The sequence below is a fragment of the Glutamicibacter arilaitensis genome (genome assembly GCF_044793945.1).
Taxonomy (GTDB): Bacteria; Actinomycetota; Actinomycetes; order Actinomycetales; family Micrococcaceae; genus Glutamicibacter; species Glutamicibacter arilaitensis_B.
In genome coordinates, this window is sequence record NZ_CP084994.1 from 1,419,264 (window position 1) to 1,433,473 (window position 14,210).

At 58.3% G+C, this 14,210-nt stretch carries 17 protein-coding genes; 9 read left to right on the plus strand and 8 right to left on the minus strand.

The window, feature by feature from the left end; genetic code table 11:
* Positions 1-12: 12 nt before the first annotated feature.
* Together LG294_RS06570 and LG294_RS06575 are read left to right on the plus strand one after the other, a co-directional pair.
* On the plus strand, positions 13-1,461 hold the full coding sequence (locus LG294_RS06570; RefSeq protein WP_404290666.1) for an FAD-dependent oxidoreductase: 1,449 nt from the start codon (positions 13-15) through the stop codon (positions 1,459-1,461).
* Between the two features lie 44 nt (positions 1,462-1,505).
* Complete coding sequence (locus tag LG294_RS06575) at positions 1,506-1,982, plus strand: SRPBCC domain-containing protein (protein WP_404290668.1); 477 nt, start codon at positions 1,506-1,508, stop codon at positions 1,980-1,982.
* A 6-nt stretch (positions 1,983-1,988) separates the two neighbouring features.
* Here LG294_RS06575 and LG294_RS06580 read toward each other — a convergent pair whose 3' ends face one another.
* Positions 1,989-2,318, minus strand: coding sequence for a hypothetical protein (locus tag LG294_RS06580; RefSeq protein WP_404290670.1), 330 nt, complete (start codon positions 2,316-2,318; stop codon positions 1,989-1,991).
* A 537-nt stretch (positions 2,319-2,855) separates the two neighbouring features.
* Between LG294_RS06580 and LG294_RS06585 the strand changes: the two genes are divergently transcribed.
* From LG294_RS06585 to LG294_RS06595, 3 genes are read left to right on the plus strand one after another with little or no spacing between them, the layout of a single operon-like run.
* The gene (locus tag LG294_RS06585) at positions 2,856-3,200 is read left to right on the plus strand and encodes a helix-turn-helix domain-containing protein (protein WP_404290672.1); all 345 of its coding nucleotides are present in this window, start codon (positions 2,856-2,858) and stop codon (positions 3,198-3,200) included.
* A gap of 15 nt (positions 3,201-3,215) precedes the next feature.
* The gene (locus LG294_RS06590) at positions 3,216-4,010 is read left to right on the plus strand and encodes an ImmA/IrrE family metallo-endopeptidase (RefSeq protein ID WP_404290674.1); all 795 of its coding nucleotides are present in this window, start codon (positions 3,216-3,218) and stop codon (positions 4,008-4,010) included.
* On the plus strand, positions 4,007-4,627 hold the full coding sequence (locus LG294_RS06595; protein WP_404290676.1) for a hypothetical protein: 621 nt from the start codon (positions 4,007-4,009) through the stop codon (positions 4,625-4,627). The genes LG294_RS06590 and LG294_RS06595 overlap by 4 nt, the downstream gene beginning before the upstream one ends.
* Positions 4,628-4,875: 248 nt before the next feature.
* On the opposite strand, the gene LG294_RS06600 is transcribed toward LG294_RS06595, so the two are convergent.
* Both LG294_RS06600 and LG294_RS06605 read right to left on the minus strand, forming a co-directional pair.
* Entirely contained in the window at positions 4,876-5,334 is a 459-nt protein-coding gene (locus LG294_RS06600) for a MarR family winged helix-turn-helix transcriptional regulator (protein WP_404290678.1), read from the minus strand.
* Complete coding sequence (locus LG294_RS06605; protein WP_404291670.1) at positions 5,318-6,454, minus strand: LLM class flavin-dependent oxidoreductase; 1,137 nt, start codon at positions 6,452-6,454, stop codon at positions 5,318-5,320. The genes LG294_RS06600 and LG294_RS06605 overlap by 17 nt, the downstream gene beginning before the upstream one ends.
* Before the next feature lie 488 nt (positions 6,455-6,942).
* Here LG294_RS06605 and LG294_RS06610 point away from each other — a divergent pair, with 488 nt between their 5' ends.
* Both LG294_RS06610 and LG294_RS06615 read left to right on the plus strand, forming a co-directional pair.
* On the plus strand, positions 6,943-7,221 hold the full coding sequence (locus LG294_RS06610; RefSeq protein WP_404290680.1) for a helix-turn-helix transcriptional regulator: 279 nt from the start codon (positions 6,943-6,945) through the stop codon (positions 7,219-7,221).
* Complete coding sequence (locus LG294_RS06615) at positions 7,218-8,621, plus strand: type II toxin-antitoxin system HipA family toxin (protein ID WP_404290682.1); 1,404 nt, start codon at positions 7,218-7,220, stop codon at positions 8,619-8,621. The genes LG294_RS06610 and LG294_RS06615 overlap by 4 nt, the downstream gene beginning before the upstream one ends.
* Before the next feature lie 137 nt (positions 8,622-8,758).
* Here the strand turns inward: LG294_RS06615 and LG294_RS06620 are convergent, their stop codons facing one another.
* Entirely contained in the window at positions 8,759-9,427 is a 669-nt protein-coding gene (locus LG294_RS06620) for a response regulator (protein ID WP_404290684.1), read from the minus strand.
* A 15-nt stretch (positions 9,428-9,442) separates the two neighbouring features.
* The gene (locus LG294_RS06625; protein WP_404290686.1) at positions 9,443-10,780 is read right to left on the minus strand and encodes a sensor histidine kinase; all 1,338 of its coding nucleotides are present in this window, start codon (positions 10,778-10,780) and stop codon (positions 9,443-9,445) included.
* A gap of 137 nt (positions 10,781-10,917) precedes the next feature.
* Here LG294_RS06625 and LG294_RS06630 point away from each other — a divergent pair, with 137 nt between their 5' ends.
* Together LG294_RS06630 and LG294_RS06635 are read left to right on the plus strand one after the other, a co-directional pair.
* On the plus strand, positions 10,918-11,844 hold the full coding sequence (locus LG294_RS06630) for an ATP-binding cassette domain-containing protein (protein ID WP_404290688.1): 927 nt from the start codon (positions 10,918-10,920) through the stop codon (positions 11,842-11,844).
* A complete protein-coding gene (locus LG294_RS06635; protein ID WP_404290690.1) occupies positions 11,841-12,635 on the plus strand; it encodes a hypothetical protein in 795 nt (264 codons plus the stop codon). The genes LG294_RS06630 and LG294_RS06635 overlap by 4 nt, the downstream gene beginning before the upstream one ends.
* A 107-nt stretch (positions 12,636-12,742) precedes the next feature.
* On the opposite strand, the gene LG294_RS06640 is transcribed toward LG294_RS06635, so the two are convergent.
* Genes LG294_RS06640 through LG294_RS06650 form a run of 3 tightly spaced genes read right to left on the minus strand, consistent with a single transcriptional unit; the run spans position 12,743 to position 14,083 of the window.
* Positions 12,743-13,180 carry a hypothetical protein gene (locus LG294_RS06640; RefSeq protein ID WP_404290692.1) on the minus strand — a complete coding sequence of 146 codons (438 nt, stop codon included), beginning with the start codon at positions 13,178-13,180 and terminating at the stop codon, positions 12,743-12,745.
* A complete protein-coding gene (locus tag LG294_RS06645; protein WP_404290694.1) occupies positions 13,173-13,595 on the minus strand; it encodes an organic hydroperoxide resistance protein in 423 nt (140 codons plus the stop codon). Before LG294_RS06645 ends, LG294_RS06640 begins: the two co-directional genes overlap by 8 nt.
* Before the next feature lie 47 nt (positions 13,596-13,642).
* On the minus strand, positions 13,643-14,083 hold the full coding sequence (locus tag LG294_RS06650) for a MarR family winged helix-turn-helix transcriptional regulator (RefSeq protein ID WP_404290696.1): 441 nt from the start codon (positions 14,081-14,083) through the stop codon (positions 13,643-13,645).
* Positions 14,084-14,210 lie beyond the last annotated feature (127 nt).

Sequence of the window (14,210 nt, forward strand, 5' to 3'; positions counted from 1 at the left end):
CTAAGGAAAATCATGGAATCCCAGTTCCCGGTCATCGTCATCGGCGCCGGCCCCATCGGTTTGGCGGCCGCAGTGCACCTGCTCGAACGCGGGCAGGCAGTTCGCGTCTTGGAAGCAGGGGCGAGCGCCGGAGCAGCCATCAAAGCGTGGGGGCATATCAAGCTGTTCTCCACCTGGCGCTACAACATCGATGAAGCCAGCCGCCGACTGCTCGAAACCCCAACCGAGCACTACGCTGGCGATTGGGAAGCTCCGAATCCCAAGCGACTGCCCACCGGCGCAGAACTGGTGTCCGAGTATCTAGAGCCATTGGCTGCCCACCCGCAGCTGCGCGAAGTCATTGGCTACGGTCAACGCGTCAGCTCGGTCAGCAGGGTCGGTGCCGATGGCAGCGGACTGGATAAGGGACGCTCGGCGGACCGCGATGATTCGCTGTTCTTGGTGCGGGTCGAAACCGCCGACGGCACAACCGAACTTACGGCACGTGCGGTGATCGATGCCTCCGGAACCTGGGAAAAACCAAATCCGATTGGCCGTTCAGGCCTCAGTGCGCTGGGTGAGGATACGGCTAGGGACCTAGGTTTCATCACCTCGCCCTTGCCGGATCCGCTGGACGCCGACGCGGAACGCTTCGCAGGCAAGAAGGTGCTGGTCCTTGGGGCCGGGCACTCGGCCGCCAACACGCTGATCCTCCTGGGACGGCTGAAGCAGCAAAATCCCGAAACCCAGATTCTCTGGGGACTGCGTGGGCAAGCTAATCCGGTGCGTCTGTACGGCGGAGGCTCTGCCGACGAACTGCCGGCCCGTGGCCAGCTGGGCACGAGCTTGCGCCGCCAAGTGGAAACCGGACAGGTGACCCAGCTTGAACATGTCTCGGTGCGCGAGCTGCGCTCGGCAGAACGCCTGCAGGTGCTCCTTGCGGACGGACGCGAGCTCGAAGTCGACTTCGTGGTTCCTGCCACCGGCTTCCGTCCGGAGTTGGGGATGCTTTCCGAGCTGCGCCTGGATCTGGATCTCGCGGTGGAAGCGCCGCGTGAACTTGGCCCGCTCATCGATCCCGAGTTCCATAGCTGCGGCACCGTCTCGGCCCACGGCGAACGGGTGCTGGCGCACCCGGAGAAGAACTTCTACATTGCCGGCATGAAGAGCTATGGCCGTGCCCCGACTTTCTTGCTGGCAACCGGCTACGAGCAAGTTCGTTCACTGGCTGCCGCATTGTCCGGGGACCGCGCCGCGGCGGACCAAGTGGAACTGGATTTACCGGAAACCGGAGTATGCTCCACGGACTCAGGTAATTCCTGTGATGTGCCAGCGGTCGGTGCGAAGGCGAATACATGTTCCCCTGAAGCGAGCGAGGAGCCTGCGCAGGAAGAGTCTTGCTGCTCGGCTCCAACACCAGTGAGCTTCGGGTTGGCAACAGGAACCCAACACGGCTTCGCGGAACTGGCTGAACGCCAATAATCGCAACTGTTGACGCGCGCCGGACAGCGGGGTAAAGATGCAGTATGGAAACTAATCTGCCCTCCGAACCGCTGTCCTTCAACGTCACCGGCCACATCTCCAAATCGTGCCACGATGTCTACGAAGCCGTGGCGGATCCGGAAAAACTGTCAGCCTACTTCACCACCGGTGGAGCGAAAGGGCGTCTGGAAGCTGGCGCGGAAGTCAGCTGGGATTTCCATGATTTCCCCGGACGCTTCCTGGTGCAGGTACTTGAAACCAAGGCTGATGAACTCATCGTCTTGAAATGGGCGGGTGAGGGCGTCGCCGCGGATGACGGGATGAATACCGTCACCTTCGAATTCCAGCCGGTCGAGGGCGATGCCCGAACCAAGGTGAAGATCACCGAGTCCGGATGGCTCTCTTCTCCGCAGGGGCTTACCGGGGCCTTCGGCAATTGCGAGGGCTGGACCGGGATGCTCTGTGCGATGAAGATCTGGCTGGAGCATGGAATTAATATGCGCGAGGGCTTTTACAAGTAAACGCGGCTAGTTCATCAAGGGCCGGATCTCCACACTGCCGTAGGACAGGTGCGGCATGCGCCGGGCAATTTCCTGCGCCTGCAGTTCACCGGAGACCTTGATTGCGTGCACCGCGAAGACGATCTCCTTGTCGGTCTCTATCTCAGCGGTGGATTCCTGCGTGCACACCAAGCCGCGGTCCTGCAGAGCGTAAGCGGAGATCAGGATGTCTTCGGAGCGCAGTTGGGCATCCAGCGATTCCCACTGGAGCATTTCGGCATCGAATTCTTCGCTTGGTGGTTGCGGGCCGCTGCCCGGAAGGTAGCGGTGGATGAGCAGATGCGTTGCATCGTTCACGAGGACTCCTGCGGGTCAGTGGTTAGGTGCCATAGACAATACATGATTGCTATGCGCCGCTATTGAGTCCGTCGAGGCATGTATTTATGGCACGAAAATGCAGGTGGATGAGCAGCTGGCCGATGACAACTTGCGGTGGCCGGTATGAGTTCCAACGGCGATCCAGGGCGCAGCGAACCCGACGAATCGTTGACATTCACGGGATCTAGAGGTGAATTGGATTTGCATCAATTCTAGATCGGAGAGTCATACATTAACCGATTGCCCGACGGTTGCAAGTATTGGAACCGGCAGACGTTTCGTGCTTTCATTTCATGGCCGGTAACCGTAGGCAGGATCACGGATCGCAACAATCGAATCACTTCCGCTGGGGCAAACAAAAGCTCAAACGCTAATTGGGCTCGCCCAATCTAACGAGCGACAATTCCGTGATCCAAGCACGCTGTAACTGGCTGTAAGGAGCAGCAAAAGCTACAATTGAATCAACAGGCGCCCTCTTGATTCAAAAGTGCGTCAAATTCGTAGGAGTTGAGCCGCATGGCATACACCACAGGCGACCGCATCAAAAATTACCGCGTGCAAGCCGAAATTTCGCAACGAGATCTCGAAAGTAGAACTGAACTTTCCCAATCGACGATTGCCAGAATTGAATCTGGCGATCGAATCGTCAAGCCATATGAACTTGCCGCAATAGCGCATGCCCTCGGATGCCCAGAATCTAGCCTCATGGAATCCGACCCGATACGCGATCGAGTTCAATTCGCCGCGAGAACTTCGGTGGATGCTAAGCCAAACACTCAACAGGTTAAGGATCACCTTCTCTATCTGTTGGAAATGGACAACTACCTCACCCGTGCCCTTGCACTGTCGATTACTAAGTAACCGCCGGTAGCAACGATGGAATCTTCAAATGATGAAATGGCTGCGAAAGTCGCGAAAGATTTCCGCCGTACCTATGATCTCGGAAATGCTCCAATTAATGATCTAAGCGACCTGATCGAAGGCCGACTTGGAATCGACGTTGCCATCATGGACATGGACGAAGGTCTCGACGGCATGGTGTTGCTAGATCCTCATACCAATCAAAAGATCATATCTGTAGCTTGTTCGAACTCGCCCGAACGCCAACGCGCAACATTGGCACATGAATTGGGGCATATTGAACTCAAGGACTTTGCCGACGGTGGCGTGATCCAGTGTGGCGCTCGGACTGACTCGGAAATTCGGGCTGACTCGTTTGCCCGGCATTTGCTCATTCCCAGAGATGGCGTATCCGAATTTCTTGAGGGACTCGGCAGAAAACATAGATTATTGGACGAAAGCGACCTTTCGCATTTGGTTAGATATTTCGAAGTGTCTCCCAAGGTGGCCCTAATTCAGCTGGAGGCTGACGATTGGCTGGTTTCCGGGCAGAAAGAATCTTGGTGGTCCCTATCGACGGGTAAGCTCGCGGCACGCTACGGATGGTCAGATGATCATCTAGCTTCGCGTAAGAGAGCACAGACCCCGCAAGCGCCAATGCGAATCGTAGCCGAAGCGATGGCTGCATATGAGAACAACCTGATCGGGCTTGAAGCCGTAGCCAGAATTCGAGGAATTCGACCAGCAGCGCTTGAAGCAGAATTGAAAGAAGTTGGCATTGCGCCAAGACAGGTCGAATTACCAGCGACGAGGTTCGGCCGGCGTAAATGAGCGAAGGTATTAACGACCCTGACCGCAGCGAGCTAGTCATCCTTGATGCTGGACCCGTCTTGAACTTTCTAGCGCGAAAAGAAACGGCCGATTTATACCTAGAGACGCTTCAAGGAATGGCGGACAAGATTTGTGTGCCGGATGCTGTAGTAGACGAAATCGAAAACAAATCCAAGAAGGACAAGCGTTTTTCGGCGTGCCGCACCAAACTGCAAACCATCTTGATCGGCAATCATATGGTGTCGCTTCAGTCTCCGCCGCTGCATCAAGATGCAGATTTTGATTTTCACTGGTCATGGGTGCGAAATAACTGCTCGAAGGCTTCGTTGGCGTCTGGTAAAGACCGTGGGGAAATGGTGCTCGTGGCACACGCCCGAGTCCTACAGGCGCAAGGGCTCGACGTTGTCGCCATGATCGATGATCAGGGTGCCGTCAATCTCGCGCACAAGGCGGGCATACCAACTTTTAGTACAGTTGATCTATTCGTTCAAAGCATCATTCTCGGGGTCATTGTTGATAGACCTCAGTTGAAGAGACTCTACGGACTTGTAGAGGAAATGGACGACGGATTGCTTCCGTTCAAGCAAACGTTACTTAACCGAGAGTTTCGTAAATAGATGCGAACGTCGTTGGTGCATCGTGGTCAAGCCCTTTCGCCGTGCATCGGTAATATGTAAAGCTCATGATCGACTATCCTGGCACCTGCCGATTGTTTATGTGCCAGGATGCCAGAGTTCGTTTTACAAACCTTTGGCAATCGGCAGGCTATCCTTGTCCATTGCGACAAATAGATTTGAATGGCCGATTACAGACAAAAGGGCTACCAGTGTTGAACTGGTAGCCCTTTGATCTGCGCTTTTGGCGCTTACTCCACCGCGTTGCGCAGCTTAGTGCTCAGCCGCTGGAGCTCGATGAATTCATCCTCGCTCAACGCCTCGCCCATCAGCTGATGCAGCTGCTTGACGTGCGCCCGGCCAATGTCCCGCTGCGTGGCCAGTCCCGCCTCGGTGAGCCTGATCCGGCTCGCCCGCTGATCGGTGGGATCGGTGCACCGGGAGACCAGCCCGCGCTCTTCGAGACGGGTGATCATCCGGCTCAGGCTCGGCTGGGAGATCAGCAGGTGCTTATTCAAATCCACCAGGCGAGTCTCGTTCTCCGGTGCATGGCGCAGATTGAACAATACGTCGTATTCCCGGATGGAAATTTTGGCGAATTCGGGCATCGCGGTGATTTGGCGCATCACCGCGACCTGCGCCCGGAACAGTGCCTCCCACGCGTCGGTGGTGACCTTCAAGGAGGCCTGGGGGTTACTGGTCCCGGTCACTGACTTCTGGCTCCTTAGGGGCGTTGGCTTTCTCGGCTTCCAGTTTAGCCTTCTGGGCAGCAACGCGACCTGCGTGGGTTGGGGCTTCGGCGATATCCGGGGCCGCCCGCGATGCCATTTCCTTCTTCAGCTCTGGCAGCACGTACTCGCCGAACATATCCAGCTGGTTCAGCACGGTCTTCAGCGGCAGTCCGGCGTGGTCGATGAGGAATAGCTGGCGCTGGTAGTCGCCGAAGTATTCCTGGAAGCTCAGGGTCTTCTCCAGTACCTGCTGCGGGGAGCCTACGGTGAGCGGGGTCTGGGAGGTGAAGTCTTCCAGCGACGGACCATGGCCATAGACCGGGGCGTTGTCGAAGTACGGGCGGAATTCCTTGACTGCCTGCTGGGAATCCTTGGCCATGTAGAACTGGCCGCCCAGGCCGACTACAGCCTGGTGCGCCTTGCCGTGGCCGTAGTGCTCGTAGCGCTCACGGTAGAGGTCGATCAGCTGCTTGTAGTGCTCCTTTGGCCAGAAGATATTGTTGGCGAAGAAGCCGTCCCCGTAGTAGGCGGCGATCTCTGCCACCTGTGGGGTGCGGATCGAGCCGTGCCAGACGAATGGCGCCACGTCGTCCAGCGGACGCGGGGTGGAGGTGAAGTTCTGCAGCGGTGTGCGGAACTTGCCTTCCCAGTTGACCACGTCCTCATCCCAGAGGCGGCGCAGCAGGTTGTAGTTCTCCACGGTGAGGTTCACCGAGTCCTGCATGTTCTTGCCGAACCATGGGTAGACCGGGCCGGTGTTTCCGCGTCCCAGGACCAGATCTACGCGTCCGTTGGACAGGTTCTGCAGCATCGCGAAGTCCTCGGCGATCTTCACCGGATCATTGGTGGTGATCAGCGTGGTCGCGGTGGAGAGGATGATGCGTTCGGTCTGCGCGGCGATGTAGGCCAGCGTGGTGGTAGGTGAGGAGGAGAAGAATGGGCGGTTGTGGTGCTCGCCGATGGCGTAGACATCCATGCCGATTTCTTCGACCTTCTTGGCGATGGCTACCGACGCGTCGATGCGCTCTTTTTCGGTAGGGATCTTGCCGGTGGTCGGGTCGCGGGTGATGTCGCTGACTGAAAAGACTCCGAATTGCATGTCCACTCCTAAATTGTCGAGATACGCTGTGTGCTTACCTCTAATTTATATGCGTATGCATGTAATAACAAGTTGATGCGTCAAATATTCCCAGTTTAATTCTGTGTGAACGGTCACTTGGCAGTCGGAGGGTTCGGCTACGTTGCATTCGAGGTGGTAGTACCTTGCGAGGCTCGAATGCTTGGTTGTTACTGCGCCGTCGGGATTCCGGAAATGTCCAGAGTGTTGGCTTGGGGATCTGCGACCTGGGTGATTCGGCATGGAGGGGCCCGCTGGTGATCTAGGTGCGCGGAGTGGTCCACCTTTCCGGATGGCAGTAGTGGCCAGTGTGCCCTTAACTTCGTTGTGTGCCACCGGGAATGTCGACAGGGGCTGGGGCGATTCTCGAGCTCTAGTTGGCGCTGAGGAAAATTCTAAGCATCGATAATGTAGCTATTTACATTCACTATATGAGATTATGTTTATAGATAGCTACATTAGGAGCTGAAATGCTTGAGGCTCAAAAGCTTGGTGCAAGCCTGCAGGAATGGCGCATCATTCTTGGGCTGACCCAAGAACTGGTTGCTGAGCGGGCTGGCATCTCCAGGAGCACTCTGATTAAGCTGGAGCAGGGCGCCGGAGCAAAGTTGGAAACCTTCCTTGCGGTCGCCAAGGTTCTAGGCATTGCCGACCGTGTTCAGGAAGCTGTCGAGCCGCTCAACACTGACCTGGGCCGTGCAAGATCACGACTGCTTAGCCGCCAGCGTGCACCAAGGGGCAGCTCATGAGCCCGCGGAACCGCATAAAAATCAGAACCGTCGAGGTGCTAATTGGAGAGACTGCAACCGGCACTTTGGCGGTCGAGTCTGATGCACTCTCGCCACTGGAGCATATAGCCTTCACATATTCCGACTCTTGGCTTGCCTCTGATCGCTCCTTCGCTATCTCGCCTGAACTCCCATTGATCAAGGGGCCGCAGCGCCCCACCTTGGGACGGGAGATGTTCGGCTCGTTCATGGACGCCGCACCGGATGCGTGGGGTCAGCGACTCCTCAATGAGGAGGCCCGACTTCATTCCAAGGCAACCGGCGTACCTGCACCTAGGAATACGCAGATATCCCGGCTCTTCATGGTTAACGACCAGACGAGGCAAGGCGCCTTGCGGTTCCGTGAAAACGGAGAATTCCTCTCCAGCTGGGGTCGACGGGCAGGTGTTCGCGACCTGCCAGAGCTTGCTGAACAGTCCCGCACCTACGAGGAAACCGGGTACATAGACGAGCAAAACAGCTTGCTCATCGGGGCCGGATCATCTCCAGGAGGCGCTCAGCCAAAAGCCTGGGTTCGCGATGCGGATGGGTCGATGCTGCTCGCCAAATTCCCAAAGACCTCGGACCTGGGCAATGTCCAGCTCTGGGAAATGGTGGCGATACGCCTGCAGCAGCGAGCTGGAATCGAAGTTCAACCTTCCCGGCTGATGAGGCTGGATGAGTACCACCAGATCTTCCTCACCAAGCGTTTCGACAGGAACGGCGATGAGCGCATTCCATATATGAGCGCACGCACGGCCCTCCAGCTAAGTGACGGCGAGCATCCAAGCTATGTCAAGCTTGCCCGTGAAATTTCGATGATCTCATCCAACCCTGTGGCAGATTCCAAGGAGATGTTCAGCCGAGCAGCGTTCGGCGCCATGGTCAATAATATAGATGACCACATGCGAAATCACGGCCTACTTAAGATTGGCAGGGGCTGGAGGCTATCGCCGTCCTTTGATGTGAACCCCATGCGGACAGGCACCTCGGAGACTCCGCTCGTGCCGAGTGGGGAGACATTCGACCGGAACGTACTCGAACTGCTGGACCATCTTGACTCGTTCAGGCTCACCCGTACCGAGGCCGTCATGCGTCTGCGCCAGATAAATGATGCTGTCTCCCATTGGGCCGAGGAAGCGATCAGGCTCGGTGCCGAGGTCGATGAGACCGAATCAATGCACCGCGCCTTTGAGGGCTCGAACCGCAGCCGAGTCGCGGGCCTAAAAGACATCTCACCAGCCACTTCCATCAGCTTCGGGGAATCGGCGGGAGAACCCGGAGATTCCGACCAGCCGCAAGCTGGACAGGTGTGGATCAAAGCCCACCACCGTTCGGGCAGGTACGTCCCAGGGCATTATCGGTCTCGACCTAAGCACTAGCAGCACTAGGTGGAAGGGTAGGATCCACCTGATTGCTAATCAGCGATGCTCTCCAGGTGGAGGGCGGGCGAAGAGGTCAATAGCCTGTTCTTCGCAATCTTTGCTCGCTTTATCCTTGGGCAACATATCTTGAGCCGCTATGGGTGGACTAGGCCCGCACGATAGGCGATCAGCGCGGCGTCCACGCGGTTGCGCGCACCGAGCTTGAGCAGAATTGCAGTCATATGCCCCTTGACTGTTGCCTCGGTAAGCATCAGACGGACAGCGATCTCCGCGTTCGTCAGGCTCGCACCCACTAGCGCGAGCACCTCCCGTTCGCGCACGGTCAACCCCTGGACCAGAGACTGGGCCCGGGTTAGCGAGGCGGTATCAATTCCGCGCACCTTGTCGATCACCCGCCGGGCAATGCTCGGGGAGAGGGCGGCTGCTCCCTCGGCCACCGCATGGATCGCGCCGAGCAGCTCCTCGGGTCCGGAGCTTTTGAGCATGAACCCGGACGCCCCGCCGGACATGGCCCGGTCGATGTATTCTTCCTCGCCGAAAGTGGTCAAAATCAGCACCTTGGCCTCCGGTGCCTGGAGCAGGATTGATTCCATGGCGCTAAGTCCATCTTGCTGCGGCATGCGGATGTCCATGAGGATCACCGTTGGCTCTAGGCGCAGGGCCAGTTCGATGGCGCGCACCCCGTTTTCCGCTTCACCGATGATGGAGATCTCTTGGTCGCTGGACAGGATCGCGCGCAGTCCGGCACGGATCAGGGAATCGTCATCCACCAGCAAGACGCTGAGGGGCGAATCAATGCTCATGAGTGAGTCCTTGGCTTAGCTGGCGGGGTAGAGATGGTCGGTGGAGGTCAGTACGTCAGCGGTGAAGCACAGGCGGAACATTTCGCTGCCCAGATCAAGCACCCCGGTGCGTGCGGCGTAGTAGTGGCACTTCGCGCCGGGCGGGGGAGCAACTTCCTCAATGACCGGAAGCGGCTCATCCAAACCCTGAGCGTGGACTATCTGAGCGACCTCATCTTGGCTCATGCCCACCGATAGCCGTTGGAAATCCTTGGGGTGCAGCGCCGTAGCCCGATTGGTGGCATCTTGCAGGAGCAGTAGACCCGAGGCGATGACGGTGACGGCGATGATCGGCAGCAAAAGCAGGGCTCGCCGGCTGGGGCGTTTCACCGCGGGAAGGCTAAGCGGCAGCACCTTGTTGTTGCGGCTTCTCGTGATGGCTGCGGTGAGTGAGAAGTCCCGCGCAGTCTGCCTCACCAGCAGAGAGCCGCCCTGCGCTTCGAGGGCTGCCCGCAATGAGGCGAGGCCGGTGGCTCCGAGACGCGCAGGGGCAGCTTCAGCGGTCAATGGATTAGAGATCTGCACGGTGATGGGATTAGCCCGGGTATCCAGTTCAATGTCCACCGTGGCACCGGGCGCGTACTTCGCGGCATTTGTCAGGGTCTCCTGAACAACTTGATGGAGCAGTTCCGCCCCGGAGCCTATAGGAGGAGACCCCAGCTGGCTGAAGCTGATCGCCATCCCTTTGGCGCGCGTTTGCTCAATGAGCCGGTTGAGAGAATTGCCAACGGGTTCCATAGGTGCCGGATCACCGGCAGCATGCAGCACCCCGATGATCTGGTGCAGATGCTCGATAGCTTCATCTGCCTGCTTGCGGATCTTTGCCGCCTGCCCATATGCGGGTGTTCCTTTGTCCAAGGAAACTTGCAGCCCGCCGGACTGTAGGGCAAGCAGCGCGAGGTCGTGGCCCAGCTGGTCGTGCATGGCCTCGGCAATACGCGCCCGTTCGCGCAGTTCTGCCTGCACCACAACATGCCGTCGCTCCTGGGCGCGAAAGATCAATGATCTGCGCCGCGCCCGCCCGATCCACCACGGCAAGAGAGCAAAGAGCACCACACCGGTGAGGATATTCAGCGCGAAGGTCAACAGACTCACCGGGGAAGAGACAACGAGCGTCAATGCTGCGGCCAGGGTGCCGGCTCCGAAGGCCAGCAAACCATGGAGCAAAGAGGCCACATGCCGCCCGGCCAGATAGCTGAACACCGTCGCCAACGGCGCCAACAGGATCCACGCCCCATTGGTGGAGATCGGAACCAGATAAGCGCAGAGCGCCAAAGCTACAAGGAGTGCCAGCTGCTTCCACGTGGTTCTCATGTAGAACATGCTACTCAGCGAAGGCGCAGGCGAACACCGACTAAGGTAGGGGATGAGGCCAATAGAGTGCGGACCAATGGCCGGTGTGCACCGGCAGTCGAAATCCTAGGGTTGGAACAGAACCCAAGGAGCACATCATGATCACCTTAGAAGCACTGACCAAGGACTTCGGCGCCACCCGTGCGGTCAATCAGCTGAGCGTGAATATTGCGCCAGGCAAGGTGACTGGATTTCTCGGCCCCAACGGGGCGGGCAAATCCACCACCATGTGCATGATTCTCGGACTGGACGCACCGAGCCAAGGGCAGGCACTGCTCAACTCGGTTCCCTACGCGAAACTGCGCTACCCCATGCATACGGTAGGCGCGCACATCTCCGGCACCGCCGGCCACCCGGGACATAGCCCTCGCACCTTCCTGAAAGCCCTGGCGCAAAGCAATCGAATCTCGGCCACCCGCGTGGATGCGGTGCTGACCGAAGTCGGGCTGCAGTCGGTGGCCAGCAAACGGATCGGAGGGTTCTCCCTGGGCATGCGCCAACGCCTGGGCATCGCTGCGGCACTGCTGGGAGATCCGCAAATCCTGATCTTGGACGAGCCAATGAACGGATTGGACGCCGAAGGCATCGGCTGGATCAGGGCACTGATGCGCACGCGGGCAGAACAAGGTGGGACCATCTTCGTCTCCAGTCACCTGATGAGCGAAGTGCAGCAGGTGGCAGACCACCTGATACTCATTGGCCGCGGGGCACTGATCACCGAAGCGCCGACGCAGGAACTGATCAAGGAATTCACCCAACAGGTCATCACGGTGCGCTCGCCGAAGGCCACCGCGCTCGCCGGACTGCTGGAACGAACTGGAATTGAGGTGATGGCTACCGCGGTGGACCAGCTGGAGGTGATTGGCATGCCACTTGAAGGCGTCGGCTCCTTGGCCTTTGCCGGTGGTATCGAGCTGCATGAACTCAGCGTCACCCACGGTTCGCTGGAAAACGCATACAACCAACTGACACATGACACGGTGGAATACTCCGCCGAACTATCCGGGGGAGTGGCAAGGACATGAGCACGCTGGAAATCAATGAAATGAAGACCGGACACTTCGCTGGCCCGCTGCTGGGGGCCATCCGAGCCGAAGCGACCAAGTTCTTCGGACTCCGGGCCCTGGTAGGGCTCTATATCACGGGAATCCTGATGACCATCGGATTGGGTTGGCTGCTGGGCGCCAGCGCGAAAGCCAGTGGGGATAATAGCTTCGACACGGCGATGCCGGCACCGCTGCTGGTGTTCGCCACGCTGCAGTTCGGGCAATTGTTCTTCGCCGCTGCCGCCGCGCTGCAGATCACCAACGAGTACTCCAGCGGGAGCATCACCACCACCTTGCAGTCGGTGCCGCGCCGCAGCATTATGCTCGGCGCTAAGGCCTTGCTGCTGGCATCCCTTGGGTTTCTCACCGGAGTGATCATGACGCTTGCGGCAACCATTCCAACGGCCTTGAGCGCGGGGGTCTATGGGGTCTTCGACTTCGCGGATCTGCTCTCTGCCTGTCTCGGCGCAGGAGTTTATTTGGCGCTGCTGAGCTTAATGGTGCTCGGACTTGGCTTGCTCTGCCGGAACTCGGCGGGCGCGATTGTTTCTGCGATCATGCTCGTGATTGGACTGCCGCAGATCCTGCAGTTGATCCCGATGCAATGGGTGCAGACGCTGACTCAGTACCTGCCCACGAACGCGGCTACTTTTATGGCCACCGGTGCTGCCGAACCTTATGGGCCAGGCGTGGCGTTGTTGGTGCTGATCGCCTGGGCCGGAGTCCTGCTGGGCGCCGGATACGTTGCACTGAAACGACGCGACGCCTAGAAACCGTTGTTGATCCCGGCCGATTGCCTCCGAAGTTCTACAGACAGCACAAAACGAAGTATCCGGCGCGAGGCCGGATACTTCGTTTTGGGTTGGGGAGTCTGCCTTTACCCTTTGGTCCGGAGCTGGGCACGGTCACGCCATGCGGCGGTGCTCCAGAGTGCGAGCGCTATCAGCACCGGTTGGAAGAAAAGCCGGGTCAGTCGTTTCCCATCGGTATCCAGACCGAACGCATCGCGTCCCTCCTGCCATTGCGCGAAATTGCCGGGGAACACCGCGACAAAGAACAGGGCAACAATCCAGCCGACGTGGACTCGTTTTTTGATCAAAGCCAGCAGGGATAGTCCCAGTCCGATTTCGGCGACGCCAGAAAGTATCACCGTCAGATCTGGATCCAGCGGAACGAAGCCGGGAACTTGGGACAAGAATTCCTCGCGGGCAAAGGTCAGGTGGCTCACGCCGGCGAAGGTAAGGAATGCTCCTAGAACAATTCGTGCACCGTGCCGGGCGAACCCCAGCGGTTTCACCGCCGGGGACTTAGTCATCGCTGACGCTCACCAGTACGTCGATGTTGCCACGGGTCGCGTTGGAGTATGGGCAGACCTGATGGGCGGCATCTGCAAGTTCCTGCGCGAGCGCGTGTTCCATGTCGGGGATAATCACTTCCAACTCGACGGATAGCTTGAATCCGTTTTCTCCATCACTGTGCAGGTGGACTCGTCCGCCTACGCTTGAGTTCTCGATTTTGACTTTGCGGCTGCGTGCCACCACGTTTAATGCCGAGTGGAAGCATGCAGCATATCCTGCGGCGAATAGCTGTTCAGGGTTCGTGCCTGTGCCGGAGCCGCCCAGCTCCACCGGGGGAGTGAGGTTCAGGTCGAGGGTGCCGTCGTGGGTTCGCACGCGGCCGTCGCGTCCCTGGCCAGTGGAGAGCGACTCAGCGGTGTATAGGGATTCCATGGAACTGCCTTTCGTAGGTGGTGAAAGTTTGTGAACTGTTCCTCCGGTTATTGTTCCGGGGAAGTAATTTTCTGCATGGACGCTGTGATGCGGTGCAGGGTTGCCAAGAGTGCTTGCGCGCTTTCCAAATCCGGGAGACCGGTGCCGCAGGCAATCTGGGCTGGAATATGCGCAAGTTCTTTGCGCAGGGATTTCCCGGTGGGAGTCAGGCTGACGTTGACAACGCGGCTGTCATCCTCATCGCGTTGACGTTCAATGAGTTCCTTCTGTTCCAGCCGACGCAGCAGCGGGGACAGGGTCCCGGAGTCCAGCTGGAGCATCTCGCCGATTTCCCGGACTGGCTTTTTCCCTTCGGACCACAGCGCAACGAGCACCAGGTACTGGGTGTAGGTCAGCTGCCAGGTAGCAAGCAGCTCGGTGTACGCCCGGGTGGTTGCCCTGCTTGCCGAGTAGAGGGAGAAGCAAACCATTTCGTCAACTATTGCCATGAAATAATGATTGCACGCAATTCAATTGTGCGCAACTTAAATTATTGATCTTTTGGGCACGGTGCTTTGCGGGCTACTAATCGGGCTCTTGGCGTTAGTGGCGAATTGGTTATGGCTACGGAGTGCT